Source organism: Flavitalea plasmicola (assembly GCF_030546645.1).
In the GTDB taxonomy this organism is placed as follows: Bacteria; Bacteroidota; Bacteroidia; order Chitinophagales; family Chitinophagaceae; genus Puia.
The window spans coordinates 667,640-681,267 of record NZ_JAUOTO010000001.1 but is presented as its reverse complement, the minus strand read 5'-3'; the positions used below and the strand labels follow the sequence as shown (position 1 = coordinate 681,267).

At 53.7% G+C, this 13,628-nt stretch carries 9 protein-coding genes; 7 read left to right on the top strand and 2 right to left on the bottom strand.

Annotated elements, in window-relative coordinates:
* The first annotated feature begins 62 nt into the window (after window positions 1-62).
* From Q4E93_RS02605 to Q4E93_RS02580, 6 genes are all read left to right on the top strand, one after another.
* Window positions 63-1,916 (top strand): arylsulfatase, encoded by a 1,854-nt coding sequence (locus Q4E93_RS02605; protein ID WP_303582528.1) that lies wholly within the window; start codon window positions 63-65, stop codon window positions 1,914-1,916.
* 23 nt (window positions 1,917-1,939) lie between these two features.
* Window positions 1,940-2,842, top strand: a complete 903-nt coding sequence (locus tag Q4E93_RS02600) for a type 2 periplasmic-binding domain-containing protein (RefSeq protein ID WP_303582527.1) — start codon at window positions 1,940-1,942, stop codon at window positions 2,840-2,842.
* A 3-nt stretch (window positions 2,843-2,845) separates the two neighbouring features.
* Complete coding sequence (locus Q4E93_RS02595; protein ID WP_303582526.1) at window positions 2,846-4,684, top strand: arylsulfatase; 1,839 nt, start codon at window positions 2,846-2,848, stop codon at window positions 4,682-4,684.
* Between the two features lie 184 nt (window positions 4,685-4,868).
* Window positions 4,869-6,074: a sterol desaturase family protein gene (locus Q4E93_RS02590; protein ID WP_303582525.1), complete on the top strand. Its 1,206-nt coding sequence runs from the start codon at window positions 4,869-4,871 to the stop codon at window positions 6,072-6,074.
* Window positions 6,061-7,191: a formylglycine-generating enzyme family protein gene (locus Q4E93_RS02585; protein ID WP_303582524.1), complete on the top strand. Its 1,131-nt coding sequence runs from the start codon at window positions 6,061-6,063 to the stop codon at window positions 7,189-7,191. The genes Q4E93_RS02590 and Q4E93_RS02585 overlap by 14 nt, the downstream gene beginning before the upstream one ends.
* A 77-nt stretch (window positions 7,192-7,268) precedes the next feature.
* Window positions 7,269-8,063, top strand: coding sequence for an HpcH/HpaI aldolase family protein (locus Q4E93_RS02580; protein ID WP_303582523.1), 795 nt, complete (start codon window positions 7,269-7,271; stop codon window positions 8,061-8,063).
* On the opposite strand, the gene Q4E93_RS02575 is transcribed toward Q4E93_RS02580, so the two are convergent.
* Window positions 8,013-10,442: a zinc-dependent metalloprotease gene (locus Q4E93_RS02575; protein WP_303582522.1), complete on the bottom strand. Its 2,430-nt coding sequence runs from the start codon at window positions 10,440-10,442 to the stop codon at window positions 8,013-8,015. The genes Q4E93_RS02580 and Q4E93_RS02575 overlap by 51 nt on opposite strands.
* A gap of 150 nt (window positions 10,443-10,592) precedes the next feature.
* Between Q4E93_RS02575 and Q4E93_RS02570 the strand changes: the two genes are divergently transcribed.
* Complete coding sequence (locus Q4E93_RS02570; protein ID WP_303582521.1) at window positions 10,593-11,711, top strand: acyltransferase family protein; 1,119 nt, start codon at window positions 10,593-10,595, stop codon at window positions 11,709-11,711.
* 3 nt (window positions 11,712-11,714) lie between these two features.
* Here Q4E93_RS02570 and Q4E93_RS02565 read toward each other — a convergent pair whose 3' ends face one another.
* Window positions 11,715-13,475, bottom strand: coding sequence for a DUF4214 domain-containing protein (locus Q4E93_RS02565; RefSeq protein WP_303582520.1), 1,761 nt, complete (start codon window positions 13,473-13,475; stop codon window positions 11,715-11,717).
* Window positions 13,476-13,628: the final 153 nt, after the last annotated feature.

The following is a 13,628-nucleotide window of genomic DNA, read 5'->3' as shown; positions in this document are numbered from 1 at the left end:
CGAGCTGCAAGCTACAAGCTGCAAGCTGCAAGGGGTTTGATTAAGTGATAAAATAGATTTATATGAAAAGAAAATTTTTTTTAGGTGTGTTGCTAGTTATTGCGGCCTCTTTATGTGTGGTTGAATTAAGGGCGCAGGATGCGCCGGCCTACCAGGGAGTGGTGGGCAAGACATTGGCCGACTCGAAAGAATGGTGGGCATCGCCTGCCAAACCTCCCGCGGGGGCGCCCAATGTCGTGTGGATCATACTGGACGATGTAGGATTCGGCGCGAGCAGCGCTTTCGGCGGTGTGATCCGGACGCCTACGTTCGATAGCCTGGCGAACAATGGTCTGCGTTATACCAACTTCCACACCTGCGCCATCTGCGCCCCTACCCGCTCCGCGCTGCTCACGGGCCGCAACAGCCATTTTGTCCACGAAGGAGGCTTTTCACATATCTCCCTATCGGCGGGCTTTCCGGGTTATGATGGCCGTATCCCTTCCAATGACGGAACGATTGCGGAAATACTGCGGCAAAACGGCTATAACACCTATGCCGTGGGCAAATATGGCCTGACGCCGGACGAGGACGCCACGGATGTAGGCCCCTTTGATCGCTGGCCTACGGGGAAGGGTTTCGATCATTTCTTTGGCTTCCTCGGCTCTCAAACGGATCAGTACAAGCCGGACCTGGTGGAGGACAATGCCCATGTCACGCCTGACGGGCGGCATCTCAATGAGCAGATAACGGATAAGGCCATCAGCTATCTCACCCGTCATGAGAAGATCGCGCCGGGAAAGCCTTTCTTCCTGTATTATTCCCCAGGGGCGACACACGCGCCTCACCAGGTGGACAAATACTGGAGCGACCAATACAAGGGGAAGTTCGACGAGGGTTGGGATATTTTCCGGGAAAAAGTGCTGGCGAACCAGAAGAAGCTGGGAATCGTACCGGCGTATGCACAGCTGCCGGCCCGCAATGCGCGCATCCAGGCATGGAACGCGTTGACGGCAGACCAACGCAAACTATTCGCCCGATTTATGGAAGTGTATGCGGGATACCTCACCTATACAGACTACCAGATCGGCAGGCTGGTGAACTTCCTGAAAGAAGCCGGGCAGCTGGACAACACCCTGATCTTTGTCATCATCGGAGACAATGGGGCCAGCAAGGAAGGGACCGTGGAAGGCGTTATCGAACCAAAGAAAAATTCCGCGCGGCTGAAGACGGAGGCGGATTATTTACAGTCGAACCTGGCAGACATCGATTCCATCGGCACGGCTCAGGGCTTTACCAACTACCCCCTGGGTTGGGCGCAGGCCGCCAATACGCCATTCCGCGAATGGAAGCAGGATGCGGATGCCGAAGGAGGCACGCACAATCCGCTCATCGCCTTTTATCCGAAGGGTATCCGGGACAAGGGCGGTATCCGTCCTCAATATGGGCATGTCATCGACCTGCTGCCAACTACGCTTGAGCTGGTGGGCCTGGCTAAGCCTGAATTTATCAGGGGAATCAAGCAGGATTCCGTGCAAGGGACTTCGCTGGCCTATTCCTTCAATGACGGAGGGGCCGCTTCCCGTCACCTGGTACAGCACTATTATATCTTCGGCTCCCGCAGCATCTACTACAATGGCTGGAAGGCGGAGGCGGCGCATCATCCCGACAATGTAGACTTCGATTTCAAGCCGGGGCAGACCATCGCAGACAAGTCTTTCGATGAAGATGTATGGGAGCTGTATAATCTCAATGAAGATTTCAACGAACGGGTCGACCTGGCAAAGAAATTCCCGGAAAAATTAGCCGATCTGAAAAAGAAATTCGACGAGCAGGCGGAGAAGAACCATCTCTACCCCCTGATCTCCTGGTATGATGTATATAACAAAAGGATTCATCATCCCAATGGCAGCGAGACACAGGCTTTGATCAAATAAGTCATCCTTAAAAAAACAATGTTATGAAAAAACTATCATTCTTTTTCCTTGGCTGGCTGGGTCTCCTGGCGTCCTCGCTGGCGCAGCCTTCCCGGACCGTCCGGATAACGGGCACCCGGCTTGCCTATCCGCTCTTTCAAAAATGGGCGGATGAGTACACGAAGCTGCATCCAGAAGTGAAGTTCCGGATCAGCAAGGTGCCTGCGGACAGTGCGGACGTGCTGATCGTCTCTCATACCCTGCAGTCCACCGACGTGAAGGAGGACCAGACGGCCATCGCGGTTACCCGGTATGCGCAGCTGCCGGTGGTGAGCAGCCGGCGGCCAGACGTGGCTGCCCTGCAGGCCAGGGGATTCAATGACTCGGCTTTCCGGCAGGTGTATTTCTCCGTCAGGCAGGAATCTATTCCCTCCCTCTATACCTTCACCGTTTACAAACGGCAGCAGCCGGCCTGCGCCAGCATCGCTTTTGCCAACCATTTCGGCAACGGGCAGCAGGACATAAAAGGCAGGGGCGTCACGGGAGACGACAGGGACCTCCTGGAGGCCGTGAAAAGAGATCCCAGCGGCATCTCGTATAATAACCTCGGCTTTCTGTATGACCTCGCTACCAGGAAGCCCGTGGATAGCATCGCCATCATACCCATCGACCTGAATGAGAACGGGCGCACCGATGCGGACGAGAACGTTTACGCATCGCTCGATGAAGTGCTGGGCTTCATCGAGCGGACCCATCATCCCCGGATACCGCTGGAAAATGTAAATGTCCTGGTCCGCAAGGGCGACCGGGAGGGGTATGTCACTTCATTTCTGCAATGGGTGCTTTCCGCGGGACAGCAGTACAATCATGCATACGGATTCATTAACCTGGACGGTGCGGTGGCCCAGTCTGAAGCGCGCGCCCTGACCGTTCTCAACAAAAATTAAAAAATGTATAAGAAGAGGATCTTTAGTTGGATGATACTGGCGGGCGGAAGCCTGGCTTTTTCAGATGCAGCGGCGCAGGAGCAGCAACCTTACCAGGGAGTGGTGAGCAAGACGCTGGCTGAATCAAAAGAATGGTGGGCACCATCCGTCAAGCCGCCCGCAGGAGCGCCCAATGTCGTGTGGGTCATACTGGACGACGTAGGGTTTGGCGCCAGCAGCACTTTCGGCGGTGTCATCCGCACCCCTACGTTCGATAGCCTGGCCGGCAACGGATTGCGATATACGAACTTTCATACGGCGGGTATCTGCGCCCCTACCCGATCAGCCTTGCTCACGGGCCGCAATCATCATTCGGTGCATGAAGGAGGTTTTTCCCATACGGTACTTTCGGCAGGATTTCCCGGATACGACGGCCGGATACCCTCCCGTGACGGCACGGTGGCGGAGATCCTCCGGGACAATGGCTACAACACATTTGCCGTAGGGAAATACGGGCTGACGCCGGATGAGGATGCCACGGATGCCGGGCCTTTCGACCGGTGGCCCAGCGGCAAGGGATTCGAACATTTCTTCGGCTTCCTCGGATCACAGACAGATCAGTATGTGCCGGACCTGGTGGAAGACAATGCGCATGTGACGCCCGATGGCAGGCATCTGAGCGCCCAGATCACAGACAAGGCCATCAGCTATATCCAGCGGCAGAAGAAAGCGGCGCCGAACAAACCCTTCTTCCTCTATTATTCGCCCGGCGCTACACACGCGCCCCACCAGGTGGAAAAGTCCTGGAGCGATGCCTACAAAGGCCAGTTTGACGATGGCTGGGATGCTTTCCGGGAAAAGGTCTTTTTAAATCAAAAGAAGAAAGGCATCATACCGGCGGCGGCACAATTGCCGGAACGCAATCAGAACATCCCCGCCTGGAATACTTTGTCTGCCAACCAGAAAAAGCTCTATGCCCGATTTATGGAAGTCTATGCGGGCTATCTCACCTATACGGATTTCGAGGTTGGCAGACTGGTGAACTTCTTAAAGGAGTCGGGGCAGTTGGACAATACTTTGATCTTCGTCATCATCGGCGACAATGGCGCAAGCAAGGAAGGCACTTTCCATGGTGTGATCAGCAAGGAGATCTTCGCCAAGGCTCCGCCTGATGAGCAGGCCGTAAAAGACAATTTAGATAAGATCGGCGAGATCGGAACGCCGGATGGCAAACAGACCAATTATCCCCTGGGCTGGGCGCAGGCCGCCAACACGCCGTTCAAATATTGGAAACAGGATGCCAATTCCGAAGGAGGCACACGCAACCCATTGATCGCGTTCTATCCCAAAGGGATACCCTTCAAGGGCGAGATCCGCACGCAATACGGGCATGTCATCGATCTGCTGCCTACCACCCTGGAGTTCGTCGGGATCAAGGCGCCCACCGCCATACGGGGTATTGCGCAGGACAGCATCCAGGGTACTTCGCTGGTCTATTCGTTTGCGGACGCCAAGGCCCCTTCGCGACATACCGAGCAGTACTATTATATTTTCGGGGCGCGCTCCATCTACAAAGATGGCTGGAAGGCTGAAACGCTCCATCATCCCGATATACTGGACCTGTTGCGCAGCGGGGTAACTTTTGGAGGCCCCGGCGCTTCCGAGCATGGATATGACAAGGACGTCTGGGAGCTGTATAATCTCAACGAGGACTTTAACGAGCGCATCGACCTGGCGAAAAAATACCCGGAGAAGCTGGAAGCGTTAAAGGCATTGTTTGATGAAAATGCCCGGAAATACAATATCTACCCTTTCATCGACTGGGATGATGTTTTCCACAGAAGGATCCATCAAACGAGATAATTCTCTAACCCATGGCCCTCTCTTTCATTTTGGAGAGGGGGCCTTTTAAAAAAAATTATGATGACTTACCATGATGCCGTGATACTGGCCAAAAAGATCCTGGTCGGCATTGTTGTCGCAGTGATCCCTTTTCTCATCTTTTTTGTCGGATTAAAGCTCATTCAACATTTCTAAAACCATTTTTATGTCGTTGAAAAAAGAAACAGGTCGTAAGATCCTTCGGGACGCGTCCATCAGCCTACTGCTGTATGCATTGCCGGTGCTGCTACTGGCGGCTTACTTGTCTATCACGGGGGATAAGCCCTGGTTAAGGCCTGCGGTAAAGCCTTCTATCCCGGTGGTAAAAGCCATCTTCGAAAATCTCAGTACCTGGGGGCTACCGGTGCTGACGGTGATCGTGGGCATTGCCGAGTTCCTGCTGGGGCTCTATGAGAAAAAGTGGAGCCGGAATGAAAGGATACTGGATATCGTTTGTTTCATCGGGCCCAAGGTGTTTATCCGGCCGGCCGTGGTATATTTCACGTTATGGCTGCTGCCTGTATTGCTGCCGGGATTGAAGAATGTATTTGCCTGGGTGCCTTTGTTCTGGGGTTTTCTCATCGTGGCGGTGGCGGATGACCTCACGCAATACTGGTATCACCGGCTACATCACCAGGTACCTTTTCTCTGGCGGTTCCACCGGACGCATCATTCGGCGCCTTACATGGGAATGGCGATGGCCGGCCGTCAGAATATCATATACACGATCTTTTTTTCCCAGATCTATCTTACGGCGGCGTTGGTGTACCTTGGACTGGGATATGCGGCCCTGCTGGTGACAGGCGTAAAATCCCTGATCACGATGGCCGCCCATTCCAGCATTCCCTGGGACAAGCCTTTATACAGCAGGAAATGGCTGCATCCCGTCGCCTGGGTATTAGAGCGGCTGATCTCCACACCGGCTACGCATCATGCGCATCATGCGGCAAGCAATGACGACGGAGTGGGTCACTATAAAGGAAATTTCGGGAATATGTTCTTTATATGGGATGTTATCTTTGGTACGGGGATCATCACGCGGCGATATCCTGCAACTTTTGGGTTGTCGTATTACCAGGGCGAGGAATGGTATGCGCAGTTCCTATGGCCGATTTTCAAGTCCCGGAAGGCGGGCAGCGAGCTGTCGGCCGGGGGGCCGGAAGTGGGGGATGAACAGCTGCGAGCTGTGAGCGGAGAGCCTCAAGCTGCAAGCTACAAGCTGCGAGCGGAGGTGGGTGAGGTGCCGGAGGTTGGATATGAAGAGCTGCAAGCTGCAAGCCACAAGCTGCAAGCGGAGGTGGGTGAGGCGCCGGAGGTTGGATATGAAGAGGAAGATTATGTTGAAAAAAAATATTTGTATGATTTGCAGTAAATGGTTTTTTGCGGGGGGATTGGGGATGGTGATGATGTCCTGTGGGGAAGTCAAGCAGCCGGCGGCGGCTAAAGATACTGTGGTGGCGATGAAGGCAAAGGCGGTGTCGTGTGAGTCGAATCTTCCTTCGAGGTTTGCTCCGGGCGCAGCAGGTGCAGTGGCCGTGGCTGCCGGCAAGACCGACCCCCAACATCCCGGCATGGTATGGATCGAAGGCGGTACTTACCGGATGGGGGGCGACAATGGACAGGCGCAACCCGATGAATACCCGAAGCACAAGGTCACGGTGAATGGCTTTTGGATGGACAAGACGGAAGTGACGAATGCACAGTTCGCCGCCTTTGTTAAGGCGACGGGTTATATCACCACCGCTGAACGGAAGCCCGATTGGGAGGAGCTGAAAAAAGATCTGCCTCCGGGCACGCCCAAGCCGGATGAAAGCCTGTTGGTTCCTGCGTCGCTGGTGTTCGCTCCTCCATCGCATGCAGTGCCATTGGATGACTATAGCCAATGGTGGTCCTGGCAGCAGGGCGCCAGCTGGCGGCATCCGCACGGTGCCGGCAGCGATCTGAAAGGGAAGGAGCATTACCCGGTGGTGCAGGTGTCCTGGCTGGACGCCATCGCCTATTGTCGCTGGGCGGGCAAGCGGCTGCCTACGGAAGCGGAATGGGAATATGCCGCAAGAGGCGGATTAAAAGACAATGTATATCCCTGGGGGAATGAGGCGGTGAATACGGGACACCAGAAAGGTAATTTCTGGGAAGGGCATTTCCCGGATAAGAATACGGAGGCCGACCACTTCTATTTTACAGCGCCTGTCGGCTCCTTCTCCCCTAACGGATATGGCCTCTTTGATATGGCGGGCAATGCCTGGGAATGGTGTGCGGACTACTATGATAACAATTATTACAAAGGATCGGAAGGAGCGTCGAATCCAAAAGGACCGGCAAAGAGCTATGATCCTGATGAGCCGTTTGCAAAGAAGCGGGTCATCCGGGGCGGGTCTTTTTTATGCAATGAGAGCTACTGTACGGGATATCGCGTATCCCGGCGGATGAAGACAACGGAAGACAGCGGGCTGGAGCATTTGGGGTTCAGGTGTGTCAGCGGCAAGTAATTGACAATTTAGCATAGCAAAATGCGCATTTTAAAGTCTCATGGGCTTTAAAAAAAATATACCATTGCATACCTGCTATGAAAAATTTAAAAAAACGCCTTCAAAAAGGGGAAACGCTGCATGGATGCTGGCTGAACCTCGGTAGTTCCGTCACGGCGGAGATCGTTGGCATGTCCGGGTTCGATTGGGTACTGATAGACCTTGAGCACGGAGCCGGAGTGGAAAAGGATGTGCTTCACCAGCTACAGGCCCTGGAGCATACCCCTGCCGCGGCCGTGATAAGGGTGGAAAGCTCCCAACGCCAAAGGATACACCGCGTGCTGGATATGGGTGCGGAAGGCGTTATGGTCCCCCGGATCGGAAACGCGATGGAGGCGGCGGCTGTGGCAAGCGGTCTGCATTATCCCCCGGATGGCAGCAGGGGAATAGCAAAAATGGTCCGCGCCAGCGGGTTTGGCCAAAACTTTTCTGACTATTACAAAAATGCAAAGGAAAATATCCTGGGCATCGTACAGATAGAAACGGCGGAAGTGCTCGGGCACCTGGACGCAATTGCAGCATTGGCAGGTATCGATGTTCTTTTCATCGGGCCTTCCGATCTTTCAATGGAATTAGGCATCTTCGGCCAATTCGATCATCCTCTCTTTAAGGATGCAGTGCAAGCGACGGTGAACGCGGCCCGAAAGGCCGGTAAGGCTGCCGGCATCCTGCTACAAAATCCCGATGATTATAGAAAGTACCATGATACAGGGATACGACTGATCGCCTGCGGCGCGGATGGCACGTTTGTCTCGGAAGGGGCGAGGAATATGGCGAATAAATTAAAAGGCATCCTCGCAGCCGATGGGCGCTCCCGGAGGTGTGGTAACTGAATGCACCGTGGTTTTGGCTTTAGAAGGGTCTTTCAGTCTTTCCAATGCCAGGGATATATTTCCTTCTTCGGGTGTGTCTTTACTTTTTGTACGGAGATCTTCCAATAAGGGTTTCAACCTGTCGAGGCTATATTTGAGCTGTGCCTTGGCCGCGAAGGAAGTCTTTTCATCTACGGAGGCGGATAGCAGGTACGTTAAGAGCATCTGCCCGTTCTGCTGGCGGATGAGCTCCGGGAGTCCCTGCAGACGAGGGGCCTTCCAGGTACGGCTGACCAGCAGGTCAACCATTTCCTTCACCCCCAATCCATTGTTCTCCGCCTGGTATTGCACCATCCTGTTGAGCCTGTCCGTATTGAACAGGAAGGATAATCCCAGGTCGGCAGCCGACTCCGCCGCACCCAATGGGTCGAAGCCCAGGCCGGTGCGATGGGTGAACAGCTCGGGCGTATAGCGATATCCCGCCGGACGCGGGGGAATAAGACGGATGATATTATCCGGCAATGCCAGTACTTCCGGGGACATGCAATCGGCCACTGCCGACAGCGCACCCATTTGAATATCTTTTGTCAGGGGACGGGTGACCACCTGGCCGTCGCCCCTCAGCGCATACGAATAATACAATCCTCCCACTTCCTTTGTCACGGCCTCCAGCTGATACCGATGCATCAGGTAGACGGGTACCAGCACGTCTTCCAGCATAGCCATGGGTGTGCCGGGGCGGATATTGTTCTCTCCAAAACGGGAGAGTGCCTTGGCCCTTACTTTCATCAGCTCCCGTAGTCCAGTGACGGGATCTTTGCCGTTGTCCCACAGATGGGCGTTGGGGTGCAGTCCGCCCGGATCACGGGCATCTCTATCCGAAATAAATGTGAGCCCCCTGGCGGCTGCGTCCATTATCACCTTGTCCAGGGTGGTGGAAACATCCGCGCCCTGCGGGATCTCCTGGTAGCCCCAGGTGATGCTCACTTTGTCCCAGTCCCCTATCTCATCGGTGTAGGCATCCGACAGATCGATGTTGCCTTTGCTGTCCAGGCTGACGAGCGGATGAGGATAATCCATCACGCTGGCCCGGCCCTGTGCGCTGGCGATGTAATTGTGCAGCAGGCCAAGGGTATGACCTACTTCGTGGGCTGCCAGATGCCGGAGGCGGTGGAGCGCCATTCTCATCATGGGGGTGGCCGTGTCTACGGTAACGCCCTTTTCAAAGGGGGCCAGCAATGCCGTGGCGATGAGATAATCCTGGCGGACGCGCAGGGAGCCCAGCGTCACATTGCCTTTGATGATCTCTCCCGTCCGTGGGTCCACGACTGAGGCGCCATAGGACCAGCCGCGGGTGGAGCGGTGTACCCAGTTGATCATATTGTACCGGATATCCCTGGGATCGGCGGAGTCGGGAAGGATCTTTACCTGGAAAGCGTCCTTAAAACCTGCCGCCTCGAAAGCCTTTGTCCACCAGCCGGCGCCTGTCAGCAAGGCGCTGCGAATGGGTTCCGGGGTTCCATTGTCAAGGTAGTATACAATGGGCTTGACGGGCAGGCTCAATGCGGCGCCCGGGTCCTGCTTCTGCAGGCGGTGGCGGCAGATGAATTGTTTTTCTATCTGCTCATACACCGGCGTGCTATAGTCGAAATACGAGATGGTGAAAAAGCCTGCGCGAGGGTCGAAAACACGGGGTTGGTAATTGTTATCGGGCAGTTGCACGAAGGAATGATGAATACGCAGGGTAATGGCCCCCGGAGACGGGGTCACCGCGCGAACGAATTCTCCTGGCTGTCCGTCGTTGTTGACAAAGCTGAGGGTGGATTCGATCTCTGTATTCAGCGGAAAATTCTTTGTGGCGGGGAGATAGAGGGCGCTGCGTGAAGCATCCAGGGAATAGCTGCCCTGGTGGGAGCCACGAAGCCGGTTGCCTATCTGCATCACATCGCTGAGCAGGAAACCAGTGGCGTCGACAAGGACGGCGTTCCTGCTTTCAGCCTCTACCGTGAAGCCCCAAAGCGTGGACTGGGCAAAGGACTGCTCGACGGCCCGTCTTTCCGCCTGGTCTTTCGAGACTGCCCGGAAGTCATAGTTCGGCTGGATCATCAGTACTTTATTGCCTATGCGGCTGAATCTGACGATGCTGCCGGCGCCCAGCAATCCTCTGTCGAGGCCCACATCATTGGAGCCCAGTCCGGCTGGCAGAGAGGGCTGATAAAGGACTTCGGAGTCCAGACGGCTTATTTCCAGCCATATTTTCCCAGTATGTGCATCCCAGTAAAAATTGAAGAAGCCGGGATAGGCTTTAAGCCCTTTGGTCTTTTCCTCTATCGTGGGGAATTGGGCTTGCAGCCGGGCGGCGATCATACAAATGATGAAAAGGAAGAAGGTTGGTCTCATGTGCAGTCTTTTGGTGCACTGCAAATATATAAGAAATAGAAATGGGCCCGGCAATGAGCAATACACGCAGTAACTTTTTCATTTGATTACGCAAACGTTTGTGCCGGCTGGTGCACTTGTTAAGTGAAAAAAAATCAGCATCTTAGACTCATGCAAAACGATCTCTCCACCAGTGTTTCTGCCAGCAGACTGTTGTCGCTGGATTTTATGCGGGGCCTCATTATGGTACTACTCATGCTGGAAAGCACGGGACTGTATACCCACCTGAATGAGTATGCACAGGGCGGGCCGCTGTATTTTCTCACCATCCAGCTGGAGCATCATCCGTGGCACGGATTGCGGGCATGGGACCTCGTGCAGCCGGGTTTTATGTTCATGGCGGGGACGGCATTGGCCCTGTCGCTGGACAAGCAGTGGAAAAAGGGCGTGCGCTGGAGCCAGTCATTCCGGAAGGCGTTGAAGCGCAGCGGCTGGCTGTTCTTCTGGGGCGTGTTGGATTATGCGGTCCGGCCGGCGGGGTTGTCCTTCGAGCTGTGGGATGTGCTGACACAGCTGTCCTTCACCTTGCTGGTGGCCTTTCTTATCTTTCGGTGGTCGATCACCGCCCAGATCCTGTTCAGCATCGGACTGTTGGTGCTGACGGAGATCCTTTACCGCGGGGTGCGGGTCCCCGGTTTTGATCAACCTTTTACCGACCAGCATAATTTCGGCAACTACATAGACAGTATCCTCATGCATAAGATCAATCCCGGAGGATGGGTGGCCATCAACTGTATACCCACGGCAGCGCATACCATCTGGGGGGCTGTGGCGGGCAAGCTGTTGCTGAGCGATCAACGGGGTATGGTCAAGGTGCGATATATGGTCCTTGGAGGATTGGCTTGTCTGGCGCTTGGGTACGGCCTGGACTTCGCGCATATCACACCGATCATCAAGCGGATAGCAACCAGCTCGTTTACGCTGGCTTCCGGCGGCTATGCACTTTTATTGCTGGCCTTGTGCTACTGGTGGATCGACCTGCGGCAGCACCGGCAGCGGCTGACGTTCTTCCAGGTAGTGGGGATGAATTCCATCTTTATCTATCTTTTCTTCGAGATCGTTGGCGACAGATGGTTCAACGGCTACGTCACCAGCCTCGCGACGGGATTGCTGCAAATAGCGGGCACGCCCGTATTCGTACAGGCTATCGTCTCTTCCCTCTGCATTTTCGGCCTGGAATGGGGGTTGTGTTACTTTCTGTATAAGAGAAAGATATTCTTTAAGCTATAATGGTCAGTTCAGGGGATACCCCGGGTGTCTTCTTACATACCCTTCATTAATGCCGCGGTACCAGTATTCATCGGACATGAGCAGGGAGTTGATCACAGTAGCCTGGCTCCAGCTGTTCAGCACGTCCGTCATTTTGGAAGTGTAATAGTCGATGGCGCTTTGTTCTACAGGGCCTGTCCTGCGCAGCAATTTGTGGAATTGGGCGTCGACGAATTTGTTGTAATATTCCTGACCATGGATAAATTTATTGGCTAGCTGGCTCCGGGTAGCGCCTCCATTCATTACATTGACCCAGTAAGCCTTACCGGTGGGGTCGGAGGGCCGTCCCAGTAATTTATTGAATAATCTTTCCACATACCCGTCCGTGGTAGAACCGCTACTGGTATAAAAATCACCGGAGGCACAGAACTCACAGATCATCTGTTCTCTAGTCGTACCACTCTGCATCCTGCCCAGCCAGTAATTCCAGAGGTCAGTGCTCATGGAAGGAGCATCCAGCAGCCATTTGTATTGTTCTTCCGCCCACCTGCCATAGGCTTCCTGTGGCAGGGCTTCGTTGAGAATCGCCTGGCGGTCGGGGCTGGCGGTGAGGCGATTAGTCCAATATTGTAACCCTCCGGGATCCGGCACCCTATCGTTGCAGTAAAGGAACATGGAATAGATGAAGTCTTCGTTGCCATATTTGTTTTCTTCTATCTCGTATTTCAGTGTGGCCACTACAGGTTTTTTCGTATAGGCTGTGTAATTATAGCGTGTATTCCAGTAAATGAGGCCATAGCTATTTTGAGTGGAATCTGCCTCGTCCTGATTGAATAATTCGTAGGCGAATATCCCTTTTACAAAAGGACGAGTCTCCAGCTCGTTGAGATAACTATACACATAATCACTCTGCTGGTTTAGTCCGTCTTGTCCCCAGGAGCCATACCATCGATTGAACTCAGTGAACCATACATCCTTATGGAAGTTGGCCAGGTGATCCAATATATTTTGAAACGCAGACAGCGGCTCGAAATACCAGTGATAACCGACAATATTATATTGAACATTGCTATTCTGCAGGGCCTGGAAGAAGCCATAGTGATGCGCACCGGCATTGATGACCATTTTTGCCGTCGGATCCACCGCCCGTATACCTTCGATCATTCCGTTCAGGTAATAGATGGTCTTTTCAAGAAGGGCGGGATCATAATCACTTACAACCTCGCCTGCAAAGTATTGTTTCGAACCATTGGGCATGAGATTATACTTTAAAGAATATCCTTCTTCCTCGTTGCCCAGCTCATAGGTATGAAAATTTGCCCCATACCTGCTGGCAAACCCGTTGCCTAACAGAGCTCCTACGTAATAGGCATCATCGCGTGTATAATTGGAAGCCCACCATTCATTGTTGATCACCACAGGTAGCACGGTGATCCCCCGTTGCTGGCATTTGGTCATCAGTTCGTTGAACCTCGTAAGATTCGCGCCTGTCAATTCTCCTGTGCGGATGGTTCCCATGTCCACACGGTATTGGGTCATTCCCATTTCCTGTATCAGATCGAGTTGGGTATCTATATTGGCCCAATATGCCGATTGGTTGTCGGGATGCCCGTTGACGCCCCATATTTTGGCGGAAGTGGCATCGTTGACATTAACGCCGCCGGGAGTCGCCGCCCGGGGCAAGCTGGAGGCGGTCAAGAGTGTTCCATTCTTGTCGCTGAATTTCGTTTTCGCACAGGATGCAAATAGCAGGACAAGCAGGATGAAGGTTATTGGCGGTCTCATGAAGGTTTTTTGTAAAGAAAGGGATTTACGTACAATCCTGCCAGCACCATTTCATAAGTGTGTCGAAATAGCCTGTTTCCGTGTCATTATGGGCAAAATCCGTAAAATAACGCAACCGTTTGTCCGGGGATGATGCGCAGCTTTTCGGTATTT